20 protein-coding genes, 3 tRNA genes and 2 pseudogenes are annotated in these 22,190 nt (G+C 49.2%); 13 read left to right on the top strand and 12 right to left on the bottom strand.

What is annotated here, in order from left to right; all coding sequences use genetic code 11:
- Positions 1-248: 248 nt before the first annotated feature.
- From J2125_RS19880 to mobH, 9 genes and pseudogenes are all read left to right on the top strand, one after another.
- Entirely contained in the window at positions 249-1,175 is a 927-nt protein-coding gene (locus J2125_RS19880; protein WP_026111898.1) for a TIGR03756 family integrating conjugative element protein, read from the top strand.
- Positions 1,176-1,207: 32 nt separating this feature from the next.
- Positions 1,208-2,560, top strand: a complete 1,353-nt coding sequence (locus J2125_RS19875; protein ID WP_100229647.1) for an integrating conjugative element protein — start codon at positions 1,208-1,210, stop codon at positions 2,558-2,560.
- Positions 2,560-2,817 carry a hypothetical protein gene (locus J2125_RS19870; protein ID WP_017802553.1) on the top strand — a complete coding sequence of 86 codons (258 nt, stop codon included), beginning with the start codon at positions 2,560-2,562 and terminating at the stop codon, positions 2,815-2,817. The genes J2125_RS19875 and J2125_RS19870 overlap by 1 nt, the downstream gene beginning before the upstream one ends.
- Positions 2,814-4,295, top strand: a complete 1,482-nt coding sequence (locus J2125_RS19865) for a conjugal transfer protein TraG N-terminal domain-containing protein (protein ID WP_017802552.1) — start codon at positions 2,814-2,816, stop codon at positions 4,293-4,295. The genes J2125_RS19870 and J2125_RS19865 overlap by 4 nt, the downstream gene beginning before the upstream one ends.
- 191 nt (positions 4,296-4,486) lie before the next feature.
- Positions 4,487-5,584, top strand: coding sequence for a hypothetical protein (locus J2125_RS19860; RefSeq protein ID WP_209499528.1), 1,098 nt, complete (start codon positions 4,487-4,489; stop codon positions 5,582-5,584).
- 1,021 nt (positions 5,585-6,605) lie between these two features.
- Positions 6,606-7,964, top strand: coding sequence for an ArdC family protein (locus tag J2125_RS19855; RefSeq protein WP_017802549.1), 1,359 nt, complete (start codon positions 6,606-6,608; stop codon positions 7,962-7,964).
- A complete protein-coding gene (locus J2125_RS19850) occupies positions 7,964-9,823 on the top strand; it encodes a reverse transcriptase domain-containing protein (RefSeq protein ID WP_017802548.1) in 1,860 nt (619 codons plus the stop codon). The genes J2125_RS19855 and J2125_RS19850 overlap by 1 nt, the downstream gene beginning before the upstream one ends.
- Positions 9,824-9,897: 74 nt before the next feature.
- Positions 9,898-10,098: pseudogene (locus J2125_RS19845) on the top strand (zincin-like metallopeptidase domain-containing protein); the annotation flags it as partial.
- Between the two features lie 113 nt (positions 10,099-10,211).
- Entirely contained in the window at positions 10,212-11,825 is a 1,614-nt protein-coding gene (gene mobH / locus J2125_RS19840) for a MobH family relaxase (protein ID WP_017802546.1), read from the top strand.
- On the opposite strand, the pseudogene J2125_RS25030 reads toward mobH, so the two are convergent.
- The 3 genes and pseudogenes from J2125_RS25030 to J2125_RS19825 all read right to left on the bottom strand — a co-directional run.
- Positions 11,826-12,000: pseudogene (locus J2125_RS25030) on the bottom strand (transposase domain-containing protein); the annotation flags it as partial.
- A 109-nt stretch (positions 12,001-12,109) separates the two neighbouring features.
- Complete coding sequence (locus tag J2125_RS19830; RefSeq protein ID WP_026111897.1) at positions 12,110-12,361, bottom strand: helix-turn-helix transcriptional regulator; 252 nt, start codon at positions 12,359-12,361, stop codon at positions 12,110-12,112.
- Between the two features lie 143 nt (positions 12,362-12,504).
- Positions 12,505-12,756 carry a helix-turn-helix domain-containing protein gene (locus J2125_RS19825; RefSeq protein ID WP_017802544.1) on the bottom strand — a complete coding sequence of 84 codons (252 nt, stop codon included), beginning with the start codon at positions 12,754-12,756 and terminating at the stop codon, positions 12,505-12,507.
- A gap of 120 nt (positions 12,757-12,876) precedes the next feature.
- Between J2125_RS19825 and J2125_RS19820 the strand changes: the two genes are divergently transcribed.
- Entirely contained in the window at positions 12,877-13,134 is a 258-nt protein-coding gene (locus J2125_RS19820) for a helix-turn-helix domain-containing protein (protein ID WP_017802543.1), read from the top strand.
- A 341-nt stretch (positions 13,135-13,475) separates the two neighbouring features.
- Here J2125_RS19820 and J2125_RS19815 read toward each other — a convergent pair whose 3' ends face one another.
- The 7 genes from J2125_RS19815 to uvrY all read right to left on the bottom strand — a co-directional run bounded on the left by J2125_RS19815 (position 13,476) and on the right by uvrY (position 18,514).
- Positions 13,476-14,729, bottom strand: a complete 1,254-nt coding sequence (locus tag J2125_RS19815; protein WP_017802542.1) for a tyrosine-type recombinase/integrase — start codon at positions 14,727-14,729, stop codon at positions 13,476-13,478.
- 216 nt (positions 14,730-14,945) lie between these two features.
- Positions 14,946-15,031, bottom strand: a tRNA-Leu gene (locus tag J2125_RS19810).
- Between the two features lie 11 nt (positions 15,032-15,042).
- Positions 15,043-15,116, bottom strand: a tRNA-Cys gene (locus tag J2125_RS19805).
- 53 nt (positions 15,117-15,169) lie between these two features.
- Positions 15,170-15,245, bottom strand: a tRNA-Gly gene (locus J2125_RS19800).
- 164 nt (positions 15,246-15,409) lie between these two features.
- Positions 15,410-15,958, bottom strand: coding sequence for a CDP-diacylglycerol--glycerol-3-phosphate 3-phosphatidyltransferase (gene pgsA / locus J2125_RS19795; RefSeq protein ID WP_017802541.1), 549 nt, complete (start codon positions 15,956-15,958; stop codon positions 15,410-15,412).
- Positions 15,959-16,029: 71 nt separating this feature from the next.
- Positions 16,030-17,862 carry an excinuclease ABC subunit UvrC gene (gene uvrC, locus J2125_RS19790; protein WP_017802540.1) on the bottom strand — a complete coding sequence of 611 codons (1,833 nt, stop codon included), beginning with the start codon at positions 17,860-17,862 and terminating at the stop codon, positions 16,030-16,032.
- Complete coding sequence (uvrY, locus tag J2125_RS19785; protein WP_017802539.1) at positions 17,855-18,514, bottom strand: UvrY/SirA/GacA family response regulator transcription factor; 660 nt, start codon at positions 18,512-18,514, stop codon at positions 17,855-17,857. The genes uvrC and uvrY overlap by 8 nt, the downstream gene beginning before the upstream one ends.
- A 429-nt stretch (positions 18,515-18,943) precedes the next feature.
- Between uvrY and J2125_RS19780 the strand changes: the two genes are divergently transcribed.
- Positions 18,944-19,168 carry a DUF2594 family protein gene (locus J2125_RS19780; protein ID WP_017802538.1) on the top strand — a complete coding sequence of 75 codons (225 nt, stop codon included), beginning with the start codon at positions 18,944-18,946 and terminating at the stop codon, positions 19,166-19,168.
- Between the two features lie 77 nt (positions 19,169-19,245).
- The gene (locus J2125_RS19775) at positions 19,246-19,581 is read left to right on the top strand and encodes a GlpM family protein (RefSeq protein WP_017802537.1); all 336 of its coding nucleotides are present in this window, start codon (positions 19,246-19,248) and stop codon (positions 19,579-19,581) included.
- Here J2125_RS19775 and J2125_RS19770 read toward each other — a convergent pair whose 3' ends face one another.
- Positions 19,582-20,196 carry an autoinducer synthase gene (locus J2125_RS19770; protein ID WP_017802536.1) on the bottom strand — a complete coding sequence of 205 codons (615 nt, stop codon included), beginning with the start codon at positions 20,194-20,196 and terminating at the stop codon, positions 19,582-19,584.
- 126 nt (positions 20,197-20,322) lie between these two features.
- Positions 20,323-21,045 (bottom strand): autoinducer binding domain-containing protein, encoded by a 723-nt coding sequence (gene sdiA, locus J2125_RS19765; protein WP_026111896.1) that lies wholly within the window; start codon positions 21,043-21,045, stop codon positions 20,323-20,325.
- Positions 21,046-21,508: 463 nt separating this feature from the next.
- On the opposite strand from sdiA, the gene J2125_RS19760 reads away from it, so the two are divergent.
- Positions 21,509-22,186: a DUF4396 domain-containing protein gene (locus J2125_RS19760; RefSeq protein WP_017802534.1), complete on the top strand. Its 678-nt coding sequence runs from the start codon at positions 21,509-21,511 to the stop codon at positions 22,184-22,186.
- Positions 22,187-22,190 lie beyond the last annotated feature (4 nt).

Raw genomic sequence — 22,190 nt, 5'->3', positions numbered from 1 at the left:
TTGGTTAATAAGAGATACATTCTCTTTTTGTGTATCTCTTATCCCCAATCAATATTCAGATAAATCATCTCAGGGCATAAACAATTTTTAAATGTCATTGATATTTAATTGGGTTAGATCTTATAGCAGTTTTTCTATGAGATTATTTGTTATGTCCTTCTCATTTAAGTTCTTACGATACCTGCTATCTATGGTGTCAGTGATATTGAGCTGGCTGGCAAGAAACTGTCTGCATTTCGGGTGAAAAGATGATGCGCCGGAGTATTCTTTATTTGCTGATGATGCCTTGTTTAGCCAGTGCCATATCTACACCGCAGATTATCAACTCCTCACTGTCGCCAGATTGCCTGGAATATCGCGTTACCGGGATTTGTTACTGGCTCTTTTGCACGCCTTTTGGCTGCTCGGTCAGAACTTCGGTAAAAGTCAGATATTACCGTCCCGATCATGTGATATCCGCCTATAGCTGCACCGGGCATAACCCGTGGTCTGAAATGGCCCCTCTGTCACCACCACTCCCTCCGGATGCCTCCGATGGCGGTGATACCCATCCCCGCTCGGCTTATCAGCACAGCAAATTGCGATTTAAAAACGCCGATGCCATCGGTCATCCGGGTGGAGAAGTGTTTAACCAATTTTTGGAGACGTTCGGTACAAGCTGCCCGGGATCATCCCGCCCATTTCAGCCTTATTTCCTCAGCCAGCTGGACACCCTTGCGTGGCGCCATGGCATACCGGAGAAGTTCTATCCTGAATCTCTGACGCCAGGAGTAAGAGAATTAGGCGCTGATGGCGCTGTCTGGGGAAATATCTATCCGCGTACCGGTGCGGTGGTTCAGACCTGTGACTATAAAGCGGCGGCGGTGGTCGCACAGCGCGTCGCCGATATCATCACTCGCGATGGTCAGCCTCATGTTTATCTGCCCGCTACCGCAGAGCCTCATGATGGTTACTGGCCACCCGCACCCGTTCAGGAAGGAAAGCACGGCAATCATAAATGGCAGATGCTGGTTCCTCAACTAAGCAGCCAGTGCGCTATTTTCCCCAATGGCTCACCTGCAGACTCCTTTGCCGACCAGCTTGCCAGTGACGGTGGTTATGCCTGGGCACTGTGGCGCCCTTATAGCTGCTGCAAAAAGCGCGGGCAGATATTCCTTGGCAGCACAGGAGAATAATTATGCTGCGTTGCGCAGGTGCCATAGCCTTTATGCTTTCACTCCCAATAGCTTTCGCCGATAACGCTCCACCTTATGCACTGCAAACTCAGGGCAGTATAGCGGACTCCGTCTATTACCAAATCGGCGGTGGTTCAGTGATATCGCCGATGTTTACCGAACACAGCCCGGACGCCATCGCGGTAGGCGCTGGCTGGAACAGTGACCTGATGTGCGGCAATTTTGATATCCGCACCACTATTAAAAATCAGCTTAATGGCATCACCCAGGGATTTCACGACCTGATGGGAGAAGTGATCAGTAGCGCCACTGGAGCAGTAGCCAGCCTGCCAGCAATGGTTATTCAGCGCTCAGATCCTCAGCTATATGATTTACTGACCAACGGCATCCTGCAGGGACGGCTGGACTTTGATCGCTCCCTGCTAAGTTGCGAGAAAATGTCGAAAAAGCTCGGAGACCTGGCTTTTAACTCGACCTGGACCGACAGCGCCAAAGCGGAAAATTACCAGACGGTAGCCAGTGCCAATACCGACGCAGTCAGAGCAGATTTAGAAGCTAAACGCGAAGCCGCAGAAAAAGGTAAACGCTGGGTCGGCGGCCAGCGCCGGGGCGGCAGAGGACAGCCACCAATCAGGCTGGTGCATGATGCTGCCGCCGCTGGCTATAACCTGCTAAATAACCGCTCCGCAACCGACAGCTCCTCAATCCCCACATCAGACTGCCGCAATCAGCTTTGTACCCTGTGGCAATCACCCGAACAGTCCGCCCGCTGGCTCACCAGAGTGGTCGGCGAACAGACCGTCAACGTTTGCCGGGACTGTAATACCGGTACCGCGGACACCAATAAAACCAGCAGTCAGGCGGGTATCGGACTTAATCCGCTTATTCAGCAGGAGCAGCAACAGATACGTCAGACAATTATTGAGCTGGTTAAAGGTTCACTGAGGCCTACTGAGGAGAACCTGGCGAAAGGCAGCGGAGGCAGTCTGTTGCTGACGCGCGGCGTGGTGGAGGCACTGCGTGACGATCCTGATGCCACAATTTTAATCGAGCGTTTATCGGGCGAAATGGCGCTGGCCAGAGTAATGGAGCAGGCGCTTGCCGCCCGCAGAACCCTGTTAGCCGGAATGCGCGAGCCCAATATCGCGGATGAGAAAACTGCTCAATATCAGCTCAACGGTACGCTGACTCAGCTTGATGAAGAACTGAGTCAGCTTAAACTGGAACTCGATGTTCGCCATGAACTGGCCGATAACGCCGCCAGCAAAATTCTTGAGCGCCAGCAGTTACGCACCACGCTGAAAGGAAAAGCGGTGGCTGTCGGTGATGACGTGGATAAACGCGTCAATGATTTGCAGCATCAGGTAAATCAGGAGGTACCGTGATGCAAAAGCTTCGTTTTATATTGATTGCAATAGTAGTAGCAGCCATTAGCTGGGTGCTACTACTGTCATCACCACCCCAGCCATTGCACAGGCTGGACGAGCTTAAATTTGGTCTTTTCCCCTGGCGGCTGGCGCTGTATTCACTGATTTTCTGGTTCTGGTCGAAGCTCCGGGAACGCGGCCCGGTAACCCGAATGGAAGTTATCGTGGCGCTATTTTTTATAACCAGTGAGCTAACTAACTGGTTAGCGTCATGACCACGAATAGCTATCTTGAATACTTTCTCACTCTGCTGGGCTGGCTGGTTAATAACGGTATCTGGGCCATTATCAGCAGCACCGGTCTTTTTGCCTTCCCTTTGCTACTCAGGCTGATATCACTGTGGCTGAAAGTCCGCGCCCAGGGCATTGATGAGGGTAATAAAGGGTCACTTTCTCTGCTGTGGATGGAAAACCATATCTATACCTCTTTAGTGGTCATCTTGTTTACCTGCATTCCCTTTCTCAATATCGACCTGAACACCATTAAATTTGATACCAGCCGCACCCGCCAGTGCGGTTATTCTGTGCCACAGCCCGCTGATACCGGCTATCACAGCCTGATAAATCAGATTGGTGGACAAACCGCTTCGGTGCCGGTGTGGTGGTATCTGATACATGCGCTGGCAAAAGGGGTAACTGACGCTGCCGTGGCGACACTTCCCTGTCAGCCAGACCTGCGACAAATTCGTTTTGAAGTTCAGCATACTCATATTGCCGATCCGGCATTGAACCAGGAGATCCTCGACTTCGCACAGGAGTGCTACTCCCCTTCACTGGCACGATTAAAAGCGCGTGAGGCTCATTTAAGTGATGAACAGAGTGAGAGTACCCGCTGGATAGGGTCGAGCTATTTTTTGCGGACGCCGGGGTTTTATGACAGCGACCATGCTCATTCCCCTCACCAGAGCTGGCCATATAACAGCAGTCGCGATGCAGGACTGTTCAACAGCGGTAATGGCGGCTATCCAACCTGTAAACAATGGTGGGAGGATAAAGAGATCGGTATTCGCGATCGGGTTTTGAAACCAATTCCTGCCACACTCTGGAATCTGATCCAGCGTTCGCGCGAGACCAGGGAGGTGTATGAAGAATCAGTACTGCGGTCGCTGGTAAGCCAGGACAATATGCAGCTATCTCAGGATGGACGTGTCTACCCCGGCTTTGGCGGTAACACCAGTGGCTCATTAAGCAATGCTGCGACTCGCACCCTGTCCACTGTTGGCGAGTTAATTGGCAGTATCTCCGCCTTTCCGGCATTTGATAGCGTGCGGCAGGCGCTGCCCATGATTCAGGCGATATTAATTATGGCACTGATTATCTGTTTTCCATTAATCACGTTGTTTTCAGCCTACGAGCTTAAAACCATCATCATGCTTTCCCTGGTACAATTTGCGCTGGTCTTTCTGACATTCTGGTGGGAACTAGCCCGCTGGCTCGACAGCTGGCTGCTATATGCATTGTATAGCAGTGATGCGCATAGCAGCTGGAATTTTGCCGGACTACAGAACAGCCAGGATGACATCATTATTAATCTGGTGATGGGCACTATGTTTGTGGTGCTGCCTGTGCTCTGGCTTGGCGCCATCAGCTGGGCGGGTGTCCATATAGGGGCGGCACTAAGTGGGGTTGCGGCGAGTGGGACTGCTGATGTTAAGGGTGCGGGTGGTAAAGGCTCTTTATTAATAAAAATGTAATGGCCTATATTCGGTCTGACATCTTCGCTGAACTGAGCGCTGTCTAATCTGACCATCGGTTATGTGAAGCGGGCATTGCGAACGTCACAATAATTGCTAATGAATTGCTGAAGCGGCGGCGGCAAAGGTATAATGTTGATCCCGAGCTAACTTGTTTTGATTTTTTTAGATTTAAAAAAGGGATTAGTACAATGAGCAAACCGTTGGATTTAAAGCCGCATGATGAAGGCGAAAGGAAAATCGTCACGCTAGCAAAGGGGTCTTCCATGAATAAGATGGTGGATGAACTAGCCGCCATTATCGCGCGTAAAATCCCAGGGGTTAGCTTAGCGGCTGAGGTGCTCCAGTGTTACAGCAAAATGCGGGATGACCAGCTTCAGAACCGTTTCCTCGATTTCGTAATGGGCATTCGGGATGCTGAATTGAACATTGAACTCGACGATTTAACAGCTGAGTGCTTCGACGCCATCGTGACAAAATTATTGCGCGATGATGAGAAAAGGAAAACAAAATACTATACCAGGCTTGCTATCGGGTTGGCCAAAAGCGGGTTGGGTGCAGACGATAAAATATATTATATCAATACATTAAGCGAGTTAACTGGAGCTGATATTGATTTCGCGAAGAAGTTATACATCAGCCAGACAATCCCACTTTGCGGATATACTTCTCTGCGAGAAGCAGAGGGAAAATTAACGTCCAGTAAGCAAGGGATCATTAAGAAATCTTTGCGCCAGCTGATCAACTACGGCCTGCTTGAAGAAGATAGAAGTGGCGAAATAAAAAAGAATTCGTATTACAATATGACAGATGAACTTGCTAATCTGGTTTCATTCATTTTTTCGCATGAAGAATTAGATCCGCAAAATGTTGGCGAAATACAGAAAGAAGCTTTCGACGTTATTATTGTTGATCACATGCATTCTGTTGATAATTTATACATTGAATATGTTAAGGATTTTCTGACCCAAAAAAAATTCTCAGTTGGCGTGGTTAAACCCAGGGATGATTTCAAACTGCAAAAAACAGCAAAACTTTATATTAACAATGTTATTGCGAGAGCAACCGTAGCTCACACCGAGAAAGAGTTTATACAGATTTGGGTGGCCCGCGACCCGGATACAAGCTCAACCAAGCTAGTTTCTCCTGATCGAGCTTTATCAAAAATAGAGATGGAAATTTTCTGCGCTTTGAAAAACTCCCCTTCTAATGCTAAGACGTCATTGCTCAAGTCGTTAACTGAAGTTGCAGAATATACAAGTATGCTACTGAGAAAACCTGAGCAATAATTCTTATGCAAAAGAGTACCTGGTGTTGGGAGTGCTAAAGTTATTGTAGTGATTTCGGGCGGTGAACTCATTCCACACCTGTTAAATACTTTACAACTATTCATGTAACCAGAAACACAATTTTTATAAATTGCTATTTGTCTGTGATTTTCGATTTTCGCTCATAGTTGTCAGCCAGATTTTGCTGTGTTTTTTTGAAAGCTGCCAGGTTAAGTGGCGGCTAATCCAAAAGTAACCATTGGTTAATACGCTGAAAAGACATATGAATATCGTCTGGTTGAATTAACAAGATTTCGCAGTACCGCCCCTCAATCAAACTTATTAATAACGAATATCTCACACGCTGCATGAGATATTTGTTGTTTTAATTCCTGTGTGATAAATCATCTTCCCCCTCTTAATTTTTAGTTTTTCTAAACCAATTCCCCCTTCATTTCTCCTCTTACAAATACAACACTTAATCCGTTACTGCTGCCTTGTCAGCGCCCTGCAACCAGAGCTGAGGTTGCCACCATTCCGGTGTAGCTCGCCCGGGTTTACCGGTATCCGCCTGTAATAACGATGTTCCGTGTTGGATATCTGTTTACTCATTCTCAGGGAAAATACCCACTGTAGTGGTGTATATCCCTGTCAATCAAAAGGAGAAATACCATGTGTGAAAATGGAGTTGCTAAAAGCGTTTTGCCTGTTGTTATCTCCCCTGAAGTCTGGGAAAAAACAGTCAGGTATCCTCAACAGCCTGACCTGGAACATCAGCGGTTAGGTAAACTATTAATGACCACGTTAATGTATTTCTGCAATGTGGAATCTGGATCCTACCCGGTAAAGTACGGTATCTGGTGTCTGCCCTCTGACAGCAATAGTAAAGTCGCTGAACTGGTCAAACTACAGCTGAATTACTCCATGGAATTTATATCAGTTTACTTATGCAGCTAGTCTCCTGACTTAATATTTTCATCTCCTGGCGGAGGACTTTTCCGCTCAGGGAGAGCTCCTCTGCCATTTTTCAGAGGAACAGAAAATGGAAATAATCACAGATATTTATCAGAAAGTTACCGATGAGATTATTGCTGCAGTTGAAGAAGGTTGCATTCCCTGGATACGCCCCTGGCGCGACGGGGAACCCGTTTTCCCGATCAACGCTGCACTTAACCGAGCCTATAACGGTATTAATATTCCGCTACTGTGGCACAGTGCCAACCGAAACGGATATGAGCATGACCGATGGCTGACTTACCGACAGGCATTAAATGCGGGTGGTTACGTCCGAATGGGTGAGAAGTCAACGCTTGCTGTACTTTATCTTCCGCAGGAAAGGACAGATAAAGATGAGAATGGCAATCCGATTATTGATAAAAACGGGCAGCCGAAGATTAAGCACTTCGCTCTGTTGCGTGAGTTCCGGCTATTTAATATCGCGCAATGTGAAGGGCTGCCGCTGTCGTATATGCAGCCTGTGATTCAGGTCAGCGCGCCAGTTGAATCAGCCGACGCCATAATCAGTCATAGCGGTGTACCGGTGATCCACAGACGCCAGCAGCGAGCATATTACTACCCGCTGCGCGATGTCATCATTATGCCGCATCCCGAGCAGTTTAATGAGGTGACTGATTATTACGGCACTCTTTTGCATGAAATTACCCACGCCAGCGGCCATGTATCCAGGCTAGCTCGCGAAGGTATCACCTCTACCAGCAAAACCTTCGGCGATCCGGTTTATGCTTTCGAGGAACTGATTGTGCGCCGTAGAGGCGTGAATACTGGAGTGGATATGATTATTCTGGATAGCTGGGAAAATCCATGCGAGCCTGACTTACCGGTGTCGGTGATGAACCGGCTGAAATCCCGAAAGGGGAACGGAACCATAGCATGTCAGGAAAAGGCCCAAACTGCCGAAGCCATCGTAGGCCGGGCGGGTCATCGCAAGATGCGTATGGTGAAAGCTAAACTGCCTGAACCTCAGTCCTCAGAGTTTTATCCTCAACAACGGCGTAGCGGTGGCTGCAACGTCGTGCCGTGCCGATACCGGGATGCCATGAGGCCCGGTCTGAAGAAGATGGTGCGATTAAACATCTTCGGCCCAGCCTGCACGGTCTGCCCCCTGTCAGGGGGATCAAAAGGACGAACGGGGCATCTGTCCGCATCGTATCTCCATATTCGCGTAACTACGGGATCGCCTAAATGGGCGCGAGTTTTGCGACCCACATGGCGACAGAGCTGCCATATTAGCCAAATGCCTGAGGTAATGCTCAGGACAGCCATCTCAGGGTGGATGATCGGGAACGAAAGGTTCCGGGTGACCGGGCCGGGAGTATCCGCTGATCAGGTGAAGGGCAGCAGTGTTTGCGATTCGGGTCTGCCTACAGAGGGGATGTGCTGATGCTGTCCGATACTCTGCAAAGGCGACTGGAATCAATTCCCGTCCTGTCGAAACAGGAGAAGAGAATCAATGGGTTGTCACGGATTATGACTGCGCCGAAGCTCTGGTTGCAGGCGTATGAAGATATTGCACCTAACCGTGGGGCGACGACCCCGGGAGTCACCAGCGACACACTGGATGGTTTCTCTCTGGCGCGTTTAACCAAAATTATCGGTCAGGTCAGTAACAGCACCTACAGGTTCTCCCCTGTCCGCCGGGTACTCATTCCTAAAGCCAATGGAAAGACCCGCCCTCTGGGCATTCCAACGGCGAGTGACAAACTGGTGCAGTCAGTGGTGAAAATTATTCTTGAGCGCATCTATGAACCAGTGTTTTCGCCAAAATCATACGGTTTCCGGCGGGGATGTTCGTGCCATGATGCACTTCTGGATATTAAACATCACTGGACCGGAGTTAAGTGGTTGATCGACGTAGATGTGGTCAGCTTTTTTGACAACATTGATCACCGTGTACTGCTGGCACTGTTATCCAGGAAAATTGAGGACAAACGGTTCCTCATGCTGATAAACAATATGCTGAAAGCAGGTTATATGGAGGACTGGAAGTTCAGCGCCACCTACAGTGGAACGCCACAGGGCGGCGTTGTTTCACCCATCCTTGCCAATATTTACCTGCATGAGCTGGATCAGTTTCTGATACAGAAAAAATCACAGTTCAATAAGGGTGAGCGCCGTGCGGAAAACCCGCAATACCGGCGTCTTACACAGCGTATATATCAGAGGAGACGCAGGGCTGAGAAATTACTGAGTGAAGGCCGTGAAGGCGATGCTCAGGAAATCCTCACCTCGGTCCGTTGTCTTGAAGAGGAACGATCCGTCATGCCATCAAAAGACGGCATGGATCCGGGCTATAAACGGTTAATGTTCTGCCGGTATGCTGATGATTTTTTGATTGGCGTTATCGGTTCCAGAGACGAAGCACGGGAAATAATGCGCGAAGTCACAGCATTTCTTTCTGAAAGTCTCCATCTGGAGGCGTCTCCGGAAAAGAGCAAAATCAGTAAGGCAACGGATGGAACTATTTTCCTTGGTTACACAGTGAGAGCGATCACAGACAGTCGGATCAGAAGAACGAAACTGGGCAGGCGCGTAGTTCGTTCAAGGGATCCGGCGGGTCGGATCCATCTTCTTGTTCCGCCTGAAAGGCTGGTCCGGTTTAATCAGCGTAATGGCTATGGTGATCTCGGTCGTCTGAAAGCGATACACCGGCGTCATCTGGTGGACAGCAGCCTGCTGGAAATCGTTTTAGCCTATAACGCGGAAATGAGGGGGCTGGCCAATTATTACCGTCTGGCTTACTGTGCGAAGTTCAGCCTGCGCAAGCTGTGGTTCCTCTGGGAAACCAGCCTGCTCAAAACGCTGGCCTTCAAATTACGCCTTTCCGTAAATCAGGTAGCTCATCGCCTTAAAACAAGAAATGGTCTCGTGGTTCGCTTTTGTATACATGGCAAAGAGCGGGCTGTTGCCGTGTTCAGTCTGAAACACCTGAACCAGCTTCCGAATCTCGGAAACAAAGTTGATATGCTGGCAGTTCCCTGGTTTACCAGCGGACGTTCTGATGTTATGGACAGGCTTTTAGCCCGACAGTGTGAATACTGCGGAGCAACAGGCGTTCCATGTGAAATCCATCACAGCCGTAAGCTTGCGGATATGAAGGATACACCACTCTGGAAACAGGTGGCGGCGGCAAGACGGCGCAAGCGAATCGTTCTGTGCCTGACATGCCATAAGGCTCTGCATGCAGGAACACTGAAACCACTTAACGGGAATGGGAACAGGCAAACATGGAGAGCCGGATGATGGGAAACTATCACGTCCGGTTCGGTGGGCGGGAGAGGCATGTTCTCTCTGAGACATGATCCTCCCGACCCAATGCGGAAATGGGGTCAGCATTTCTCTGTGCTCATGTTGGCATCCAGGCGAAACTACAGCACGCCGGATATGGATATATTGAAAGCTGGCTGCGGGTATTAAAAAATGACAAACGCGCTATTATCCGTGCCAGCGGCTTCGCCCGCAATGCCTGCGAATGGCTGCTGGAAAGGGTTAATCAGCCGGCGCAAATTACTGCATAACCTTTGCCCCCTTCGTTGTCAGGAGGGGGACTAAAGGGTAAATGGTAAAAAGGAGAAAGGCTATTTAACGGAAGGGAGTTAATGGCAAGGGGCCTGCCCTGAAAGGATAAAAAATGCTGAAATGGCTGAGACGTAAAACTGCTCCTGCGCCAGACGCAGAGCTATCTGATGGCTGGTTTAAACCTGCGTCAGCTGAAAAACTTCTTACCACACCGCAGCGGCAACGTCTGCTTAATCAGCTCTGGCAATGCACCGCTGTTCCCCGCACGCTGTTTGACCAGCTTTACCTGACGCCGGTTAATCGTCTGGCCGAGCTGGTCCAGCTATTTCCTGCCTCCGAAAATCACCACCATTCAGCGCCGGGCGGCATGCTGGACCACTGTCTGGAAGTTGCCTGCTTCGCAGCACGGCTGCGCCAGAATTATTTACTCCCCCCTTCTGCACCAGCGGAAGAACAGTCCCGTCAAACGGAAGTCTGGACAGCAGCGGTGATTTACGCGGCATTGCTGCATGATGTGGGAAAAGTCGCTGTCGACATCACTGTCGAACTTATTGATGGCAGCAACTGGCATCCGTGGCTGGGACCGGTCAGGCAACCATGGCGGTTACGCTATCCGGCGCAAGACAAAGATTATCGTCTTCATCCCGCTGCTGGCGCACTGTTATGTACGCAGATTCTGCCACCGCAAGCACTCAGCTGGTTAACGGATTATCGGGAAGCGTTTACCGCGCTGGTTTATTGCATATCAGGACATTATGAATATGCAGGTGTTCTGGGTGAGCTGGTGCAGAAGGCTGACCGCGCGTCGGTGGCGCAGAATCTTGGGGGAGATGCGGTTAAAGCTTTCCGGCAGCCGGTGACGTCATTTGCTCAGCAGATGGTCGGCGCCCTTCGCTATCTGGTGCAGAATGAATTCAAACTCAGTAATCCAGACAGCGGTTCCGATGGCTGGCTGACAGAGGACGCGCTGTGGTTAATCAGCAAAACCACTGCTGACCGGATTCGCGCATATTTATTAGGGGTGGGGATTACTGGCGTACCTGACAGTAATATCCGCCTGTTTGATGAGATGCTGGCGCACAAGATTGCGGTGCCGAATGGGGATAAGGTGATCTGGTCCTGCACGGTGGCGTCTGAGAGTGGCTGGGAGGCCGGCGTTCCACTGACACTGCTTCAGATTCCCCCTGCATTAATCTGGGAAACAGGTCAGCAACGGCCTGCGATTTTTAGCGGAAGTGTTGAACCTGTGGTCAATAAACAACAGGTTGAATCTGTTCCCGAACCTGCTGAGCAACAAAAAAATGCAAAAAACCTCTCCTGCGCTGACCGATCTGGCTTTTCAGTTGGTGAACATTTTATCAACTGGCTGAAAACGGGCATCGGTTCAGGACATCTGCCGGTGAATGCACCCGCAGCCCTGCTCCATATTGTTGAGAACCAGCTGTTCCTTGTCTCGCCAGGGATCTTTAAACATTACGTAAAAGAAACATCTGGCACCACGGGCGATGAGTGGAAGCAGGTGCAGAAAGATTTCCAGAAGTTGCAGCTGCATCGCCGTGGCCATGACGGCGTCAATATTTGGACTTGTGAGGTCAAAGGGCCACGAGGGGGGAGTAAGATCACGGGGTATTTGTTGATTAACTCATCACCAGTTCTCGGTAACCAAGTGTTGAGTAATAATCCATGGCTAAGACTCAAGGTTAGCATATCGCCTGAATCGTATTGATTACTTCTCAGAAGGGATAACGATATTCCACGGCAACAGTTTACGCATCCGGGTAACTGGATAGTTGGCGATAACCATCAGTATATGCCGCAGGTAACACTCAGGATCCACTCCATACAGTTTGCACGTTCCTGCCAGGCAGTACACCTCATCAGTGATCTGACCCGAAGAACAGGCCCGGTATTCCTCTTCAAATTGCCCGGCAGCAGCACTGACTCTGGGGTATCGTCGGCATGTATCGCGAGTTCACTCAACCCGGTTATAACCAAATGGCCTGCCAACGCCTATTTCTTCGTCGTTTTATAGTTAAAAATCAATTCTGCCAGATCATCTTCTACTGTATAGAAATAACAGGCCGGAACACCCAGCACCGCCGCCAGTCTACATGCCAGATCAAAATCAGGCGTATGAACTCCGCGCTCATACTGATTCATTCTGGCGCTGGCTGTGGCTTCATCAATCCCGGCTAAAACACCCAGCCGTTGTTGCGACAAACCCGCTTTCAATCTGGCTTCCTTCAAACGATATGGCAGCATGGTCATCCCGACTTTACCCAATGTGTAAGCCGTAATTTTCATGCCTGTCTGTTAAAAATGTGCTAAGTATTACTTAGCATTTCCGGTAATAAAAACCGATGAAACTAATACTCATCAGCGACGAAAGCATATAATAAATGACGTTATTTTCCTGAGAGAGGGTAATTAAGGACGACTTGAGCCAATTCATCCTCAAGGGTATAGAAGTAACTGGCTGAAATTTCCAGCACTTCCCCTACCCTGCATAGCAGCTCAAAATCGGGCGTATGGACACCGCGCTCATATTGATTCATCCGTGCACTGGCCGTCGCCTCGTCAATACCGGCGAGCACTCCAAGTTGCTGCTGGGACAACCCAGCTCTTAGTCTGGCTTCCTTCAAACGATATGGCAGCATGATAATCTCAACAAACCCTATACCCAGCGATGATTTTCATGGCTGCTTGTTGAAATAATACTAAGTATTACTTAGCATTGATACTTCTAATACTGATGAATCTTCGAGAAAGGAGGATACATGCGCAGCAAAATTGATATGCACCGGGCGGACATTATCGCCTTATTGCGTAAGAGGAATACCACCATGGCGGCGTTATCACGACAGGCAGGAATGAGCTCGGCAACCCTGGCTAATGTGCTTATCCGCCCATGGCCCAAAGCAGAATTTCTGATTGCTGAAGCATTAGGTATTCATCCGGCCGAAATCTGGCCAAGCCGCTACTATGATACCGAAGGAAAACTGATAGAACGTCACAAGCGAATCAGGAAGAAATAAGCATAAGAAAGGGAACGAATCTTTGCCGTTCAACCCTATACTCACTGCACATACATCAGCGCCCTAAATTTATTAATATCACCGCATAAGCTTTCTCATTTGCTGAGCCCCTGTTATTGGCTGCATACTGCCCTAAGGGTAGCTGGAGTCATGTGCGTACTGGCAAGCTGAATTTTGCTGCCTAAACAGAGGTGATATCATTACTTCATACAATACCAGGTTACTTATAAAGAATTTGGCAAAGAAGAGCTTCTGCGACTTTTTCATATTTCCAGAACAGATAATATACCTGATCCTGGCAGTATACTGGTGAGCCAAATTAATGAGGCATTAGCCTTATTTCAGCGCACCTTCCCAAAATCATACGGGCTCACCCACCCCACACGATTCGCATCAAGATAATCCGCCCACCACTGCATCATCTTCTGACGCTCATCCATGTGTTCGGCCTTATGAATATACGCCGCGCGAACCCCACTACGCTCCTGATGGCTCATCTGACGCTCCACTGCATCTCGAGACCATAGACCCGACTCAACCAGCGCACTACAAGCCATTGTACGAAAGCCATGCCCGCAAATTTCAGTTTTACTGTTGTACCCCATTATGCGCAACGCTTTGTTGGTTGTACCCTCGCTGATAGTCTTATTACAGTTATGTTCTGATGGGAAAACCAGATCCAAATCTGGCACATTAATGCTCAAAATCTGCCTGAATAATAATATAGCCTGACGGGATAATGGGACCAGATGGGGAGTACGCATTTTAGCTCCGCGCCCGGAGAATTTTGCTCCTTCAATAGGTTCACGTGTCGCCGGGATAGTCCAGAGCGCTTTTTTAAGATTGATTTCATTCCAGCGAGCAAATCGCAATTCGCTTGAGCGAACAAAAAGTAAAAGATTTAGCTGCACTGCCAGTCGTGTTAACACCCGCCCTTTGTAGTGATCTATTCGCGACAGTAGTTCAGGCAATCGTTCCAATGGCAATGCAGGATGATGACGTGTTTTGGCGGTGGCTACAGCTCCCCTCAGGTCAAGGGCCGGATTCGAGTCTATCAAACCGTTCTGAGCTGCATAACGCATAACGCCAGCTATGCGCTGCTGTAGTCTGGTAGCTACATCAATTTTACCTGCCAATTCAACTGTCTTGACTGGCTTAAGCAAATCACGCAATTTCAGTTCTCTGATATCCCGCGAACCGATAACAGGAAAAACATATAACTCAAAATAGCGTTCTACCCTACGAGTGTGCTCTTCTGACCAGCTACGATTGCTGGCAGCCCATTCGAGTGCCACAGATGAAAAAGTTAGTAACGCTGCTCCCCCGCGCTTTTCTTCTTTACGATTCTCCGACGGGTTAATTCCCTGAGCCAGCATTGCACGTGCTTTTGTCTGCAATTCCCTGGCATCACTTAAAGTAACAGTAGGATAAGCGCCAAAAGAAATTCTATTCTCTTTACCCTGGTATCTAAATTTCAGATACCAGTGTTTGGAACCTGTGGGGTAAATGATCAGATAGAGGCCATGGCTGTCACCCAGCTTATAAGGTTTCTCACGAGGCGCAGCTTTGCGAGCTTTAAAGTCTGTTAGGGGCATTGGGGGTTACTCCTTAACCTGACTATCAAGCCCCCAATTCAACCCCCAAATGCCGCGGCTGTCAACGCACAGAAACGCACCAGCACGCACTGAATGCGTTCTGTTGAAAAATGGTTTACTTGGGGATATTCGTATAAAGAACAGCGTATTAAGCACCGCTGCGGAAGGATACGGACGAAAAAAAAGTCACCCGCGGGGTGACTTTTTTCTGAAGCATGGTGCCCGGGGCGGGACTTGAACCCGCACAGCCATAAGCCGAGGGATTTTAAATCCCTTGTGTCTACCGATTTCACCACCCGGGCAGGGTGTAAATTGGAGGCGCGTCCCGGAGTCGAACCGAGGTAGGCGGATTTGCAATCCGCAGCATGGCCACTCTGCCAACGCGCCTTAATTCTGCTGCCTTTTCAGGCTGTTACCAGATGGTTTCTGATAACCTGATTTGGAGCGGGAAACGAGACTCGAACTCGCGACCCCGACCTTGGCAAGGTCGTGCTCTACCAACTGAGCTATTCCCGCAATTATCAGCTAACTCACTAAGAAACTCTTCCGAACTTGCTGATTTAATTTATCTTCTGGCGCTTAGCTGCCGTTCGATGCGTTGCATTCTACTGACCTGAGGAAATGAGTCAACAGAATTATCCTCACTCCGTGTCCGTTTGCTGCTTTTTAAATCGTATCGATCAGCGTTCAAACAAATCGCCGCGCGCGGCGCTTAAATACTGGAACATTGACCAGAAAGTCAGCACCGCCGCAATATACAGTGCAGCCACGCCAACCCCTTCGACCATCGCGTCCGGACGCCATAGCAACGCAAACAGCGCCAGCATCTGTGCCGTGGTTTTGACTTTACCAATCCAGGAAACCGCCACACTGCTGCGCTTACCAATTTCCGCCATCCACTCGCGCAGCGCAGAAATAATAATTTCACGGGCAATCATAGTCGCTGCCGGCAGGGTAATCCACCAGGCGTGAAAGTGTTCGGCAACCAGTACCATCGCCATCACGACCATCACTTTATCGGCGACGGGATCCAGGAAAGCGCCAAAACGCGTGGTTTGCTTCCAGCGACGGGCAAGAAAGCCGTCAAACCAGTCGGTAACCGCAGCGAAGATGAAAATCAGCGCGCAAGCCAGAGGAGCCCAATGAAATGGCAGATAGAATGCCAGCACAAAGAACGGGATCAGGATGACACGAAACAGGGTGAGCCACGTCGGTATATTAAATTGCATATGCTACGGTAACTGTCTGGCCGGAGTAGGATTTACCTGTATGTTGCAACATTGCTCCCCGCTATTCAATGCTAGTGTTTCAGTGAATGGAAGATTTTTTCCGCAAGAGCATGGGAAATACCCGGCACATTGGCTATTTCCTCGACAGTTGCCGCCATCAAAGGCTGCAGCCCCCCCATGTACTTAAGCAGCTGCTGGCGGCGCTTCGGCCCGATTCCTTCAATTAATTCCAGCGCGCTGGTGTTCTTCACTTTAGCGCGTTTATTACGATGTCCTGTAATTGCATGATTGTGAGAATCGTCACGAATATGTTGAATTACATGCAACGCAGGCGAGTCCGGCGGCAGAGAAAAACCTTCACCGTGCGGTTCAAGAAACAGTGTTTCCAGACCGGCCTTACGATCGCTACCCTTTGCTACCCCTAATAACAACGGATGGTGTTTGTCCCAGGGGACATCCAGTTCGGCGAAAACGGTTTTGGCCTGCGCCAGCTGCCCTTTACCGCCATCGATCAGGATAACATCAGGAATTTTACTCTCTTCCAGCGCTTTACCGTAACGACGACGCAGAACCTGATCCATCGCCGCATAGTCATCGCCCGGCGTGATGCCGCTGATATTATAGCGACGATACTCGGCGCGCAGCGGCCCATTGCTGTCAAACACCACACACGAAGCGATGGTTTGCTCCCCCATGGTGTGACTGATGTCGAAACACTCCATCCGCCGGATAGCAGGCAGTTTAAGCGTTTCCGCCAGCGCCGACAGGCGCTGATGAATGGTCGAGTGCTGCGCCAGGCGGGTGACCAGCGCGGTAGCGGCGTTGGTGCGCGCCAGTTTCAGGTAACGCGCACGGTCGCCACGCGGTTTGCTCTGGATATTAACGCGCCGACCAGCCAGCTCGGTTAAAGAATCGGATAATAATTCGCGTTCCGGCAGCGTGAAATCAAGCAATATCTCCGACGGCAGGCTACGCGCTTCACTGCCCTGCAGATAAAACTGACCGACAAAGGTTTGCACCACTTCCGCCAGTTCGGTGCCGCCTGGCACTTTCGGGAAATAGCTGCGGCTACCCAGTACTTTACCCTGACGGATAAACAGCACATGCAGGCAGGCCATACCGGAATCAAAGGCCACGCCGATCACGTCGAGGTCATCACCCTGATTAGAAACAAACTGCTTCTCAGTCACGCGACGTACAGCCTGAATCTGATCGCGCAACCGCGCCGCTTCTTCAAACTTCAGCGCCATGCTGGCTTGCTCCATGCGGCTGACCAGCAGATTCAGCACCTGATCATCTTTCCCGGAGAGAAACAGACGCACATACTCTATCTGCTGCGCATACTCCTCTTCGCTGACCAGTCCGCTAACGCAGGGGCCAAGACAGCGGCCAATCTGATATTGCAGACAGGGACGAGAACGGTTGCGATAGACACTGTTTTCACACTGCCGCACCGGAAAGATCTTCTGCAGCAGTGCTAAGGTTTCGCGCACCGCGTAGCCATTGGGAAACGGGCCAAAGTACTCCCCTTTCGCATGTTTGGCGCCACGATGGGATGCCAGACGCGGATGAGCATCCGAACTGAGAAAAATATAGGGATAGGATTTGTCGTCACGCAGCAGCACGTTATAACGCGGCTGATACAACTTGATATAGTTGTGCTCCAGCAGCAGCGCTTCGGTTTCCGTATGGGTAACGGTGACATCAATCTGGCAGATATTCCCGACCAGCGCCTCTGTTTTGCGGCTGCCGGGGTTTACGCGAAAATAGCTTGAGAGACGCTTTTTCAGATCTTTGGCTTTACCAACATAGATAACCGTACCACCAGCATCGTACATCCGGTAAACGCCCGGCTGGCTGGTAACGGTCTTCAGAAAGGATTTTGCTTCAAACGCTTCATTCACTGCTAATCAACGACTCCGCATTAAACATGCCATGACGAATGGCTAAATGCGTTAACTCAACGTCGCCACTGATATTCAGTTTACTGAACATACGGTAGCGATAGCTGTTAACTGTCTTTGGGCTGAGACTTAACTGCTCGGAAATCTCGGTGACTTTCTGCCCTTTGGTGATCATCAGCATAATCTGTAACTCACGCTCCGACAAACAGCTGAAAGGTGATTCCGCTTTTTGCGGTTCAATCTGGCTAAGCGCCATCTGCTGAGCGATATCGGAAGCAATGTAACGCTGCCCGGCATTGACCGACCGAATCGCGCTGATTACTTCCTGCGGCGCAGCACCTTTGCTGAGATATCCAGCGGCGCCTGCCTGCATCACTTTTGCCGGTAGCGGATTTTCCGTGTGGATGGTAAGCATAATAATTTTGATATCGGGATTAAAGCGCACGATTTTACGCGTGGCTTCCAGACCGCCGATACCCGGCATATTCATATCCATCAACACCACATCAACGTTGTTGGCGCGACACCATTTGACCGCATCTTCGCCGCAGTTCGCTTCACCGGCAACCAGAATGCCTTTGATATCTTCCAGTATGCGACGAATCCCTGCGCGTACCAGTTCGTGGTCATCAACAAGAAGAACGCTGATCAAAAGAGATCTCTCCAGAATGGTCGAAGGTGTAAGTAGAGAAAACAGGAATATTTAACCGCCAATGTTACTCTTTTTTCGGCGAGGAATGAACATAAATCACCGTTTATACTGTAATGATTTATGCTAATTAGAAGATGAAATAATTATCTTGATCAACAAGTGTTTTTTAACGCCATTGCCTCGCGAATATAACCAGAGTTAATTACATCAACATTCAATATATTGTAATAAAATAAAATATATAAAAATCATACAGTTAAAAAAGTAACTTAAGTTATCATTTTTGCATCAATTAATAACTGTTTACTTTCGGTTAAATTCCCCGCGCTCAGCGGGGTTAGCCAGTAGCCGATTTGTGGTATACTTCGAACAGTGTTTATTTACATAACATCATGGTTATAAGCGAAATACATGTCCAGGGAGATAGCAATGAGCCAGATCGACTTTACCACTTCACAACATACTCAGGCGCTGGCCGATGAGGTTGCCTGCCTTAAAGCGATGGTGACTCTGATGCTGAAAGGCATGGGCCAGGCAGACGCGGGCAAGGTCATCATTAATATGGAGAGATTTATCGCGCAGCTGGAAGATCAGAATCAGGCTGAGGTGTTCAGCAACACCATCAAACAGATTAAATTCGCCTATCGCCAGTAACGCTTTTCCGGGAAAGCCCATTGATTTTGCGCCGTAATTAGCCCATTTTAACCTTTTGGGTCTGACAGAGCGGAACAATGGGCTTACTTATCAAAGCGATGCTGGGTGCGGCAGTAGTAGTGTTAATCGGTTTTCTGGCAAAAACGCGCAATTACTATATTGCCGGCTTGCTCCCGCTGTTTCCTACCTTTGCACTCATTGCCCATTATGTCGTGGTGACAGAGCGCGGTGTTGAAGCGCTACGCACCACCATTGTGTTTGGTATGTGGGCGATCCTGCCCTACTTCGCGTACTTATTATCCTTATGGTATTTCGTTGGCATGATGCGTCTGCCTTTTGCCTTTGGCGGCGCGCTGCTGTGCTGGGTCATCGTCGCCTGGCTGCTGATTACTTTATGGTCGCGCTGGGCCTGATTAACGACCACGCGCATGCCAGTTCACGGAAACCCCCAGCGAAGGCAGTACTTCTTCCGGGCTAAAACGGCGTGCGCCATGATATTTATCCGCCAGCGTCGGCTGTTTAACCGGGATCTTAACCGCAAATAAATTATCCTCAGAGTGAATCAGCCCAGGGGTTAATGGCTCATAATTTACCTGATACTGCTCAAACATTTTTTCCAGCATCGGGGTTGCTGCGCTGACCACATGTTCAATACCGACATTTTCCGCCATCTGTAGCGCATGCCACAAAATATTCAGTGGTAACTCTTTATCGATTTCCAGCCGGGCAGAGAAACGCGACATCTCCCAGGTCATATCAGCATTAAAGGGCACAGTGATCCCCTCGCTGACTTCCGTATCCTGCCACTTCATCAGGCGCGCACAGCCACTGATGCCATGTTTTGCACTCCATGCAATTAACCAGCTGACATCCGAACGGTCAAAGCGATCATATTCCTGACCGGGCGTCCGCAATCGCGATGGAATAGACCAGCCTTCTCCACGGGCAAAAACGTTGTAGCGGTAACTACCTAATTCCGCCAACAACGAAGATGGCATATCCTTTAGCTGGGTTTGAATAATCTTCATCACTGTCCCCTGTCGCATCCCTCGTAAACGCCGCGAGGTCGCGGCATCAGCAGATTTGTTACCCTGGGCGCAGGGTAGACAACCGATTCGCGAGATGTAACTACCAATATTGGTAGTTGCTTTTTTTTAAATTAGGCCTGTGGCGGCGGCATAACAGGCAAGCTGAGTTTTGTTCGCCGCATTAAACCGTTTCTGCATATTTTTTTGATGGAAATTGACGGTATGCTGCGAAATCCCCAGAATCAGCGAAATCTCTGCGGCGGTTTTTCCTTCAGCGGTCCATTTTACGATTTCCAGCTCGCGCTCAGTAAACACCATATCGAGCACCAACATAGAACGGTCTCCAAGACGCATCAGCGCCGTCAGATACAGCTCCGTCAGATGCTGGAATTTCATCTGAAAGGTCGGATCGACATCAATGGTTTTTAAAGAAATGCGTGATGACACAGACAATATGCCGGTGGCACGGTTAGTTGCCATTATAGAACAGGAAAACCCGGCACGCAGGCCAAAATCATTTGCTTCACGCCAGAGCCTTCCGCAATCGACAAAAATGTCCTCTTTCCACTGCACTATTTTTCCTGGCGAGTGGCGCATTCGCACAATAGGGTCTACTTCGACATATTTCTTCTGCCGATAATGGCTGACCCAGCGGGCAGGAAAGGTGGTGAACAGATGCGTCTCAGGTCGCGTAAAAGGCACGGGGTGCCAGATATTTAAGGCGAAATAGTCAAAGCCCAGCTGTTCAATCTGCTGCTGGACGATAGAGATCAGCTGACCAGTTTCAGACGCATTATGGAAAAGAACCCCGACTTCACCACACCAGCTGAAATAGTTTTCGGACGTCATTAATGCCTCATCGATACGCAGTGTCATTCGCGCCGCGCTTATAATTGTGCTGGTAAATGCCGGAGTAAAAAAAAGATCTTATACGCAAAAATGGCGTATTATCTGCAATAATCAACAGAAAAACCTGCCGTATTTGCACCGCGTAGTAATGAAAATTATTCATGGCAGAAGGAGAAGTTCGATTCATTTAAAACAAAAATAAACAGCGGGCGCCATCAATCAACGGCATTAGTTGTCGCCGGTACTGCCGCGCATCCACGATTTTCATTTATCACGATCTCAGAGAATAAGATTTTTCTTATCAAGATTCAATATTTTTGACCGGTTTATTATTAATGGCTCATATTTAGATATAAGTTAAATTAGCCGCTCTGTAAGAAAAGTCATAAACCACATAACTAATTGTATTTAAATAAATTTAATCTAAAAGACATTATCCGGACACGACAACAGGAATAGCATCATGCTCAACCAGTTTGCCATGCTGTGTTTAATTCTCGGGATCTGTACTGCGCTGATGATTGCCAGGGATCTCATCAGGTCGCCGCATCATTTGGCAGTTATGAGCATTGTCTGGCCAATCACTGGCCTGTATATGCCATTCTTCGGCTGGCTGGCGTGGTGGTACCTTGGTCGTAATCACTTCCATAAACGAGCACCGGCGTTGCGTATCCCACAGCATGCGGGCGGTCACCTGCTGCTATGGCAGCGGGTATTTACCTCCACCTCCCTGTGCGCCGCGGCATGCGTGCTGGGTACCAGCGCGACAGTGCCGCTGCTGATACTGTTACAGCACCTTGCGATTGTCACCCCACTGTGGCTGGAAGGGGTTTATTGTCTGCTACTCTCGCTGTTGCTTGGCGTGTTGTTTCAGTTTCTGATCATCCGTCAGACCCGTTCGTTGCGCGTAATCCCTGCCCTGCTGCTTGCCTGCCGATCACAAACCTTTCCGTTAGTGATTTATCAGCTGGGCATTCTGTTTACCATGTCACTGGCGCTGAAATTTGTTCTTCACGATCAGGTCAATCCAATGCTGTTATTGTTCTGGTTTATGTTGCAGGTTGCGATGATCGCAGGATTTCTTTTTTCATGGCCCGCCAGCACTTTTTTGCTGAAGCACGGCAAAAAAGCGGCGCTGTAAGCGG

The sequence above is a fragment of the Winslowiella toletana genome, assembly GCF_017875465.1.
In the GTDB taxonomy this organism is placed as follows: domain Bacteria; phylum Pseudomonadota; class Gammaproteobacteria; order Enterobacterales; family Enterobacteriaceae; genus Erwinia; species Erwinia toletana.
The sequence above is the reverse complement of the archived record's forward strand: the minus strand, read 5'-3'. Positions and strand labels throughout refer to the sequence as shown.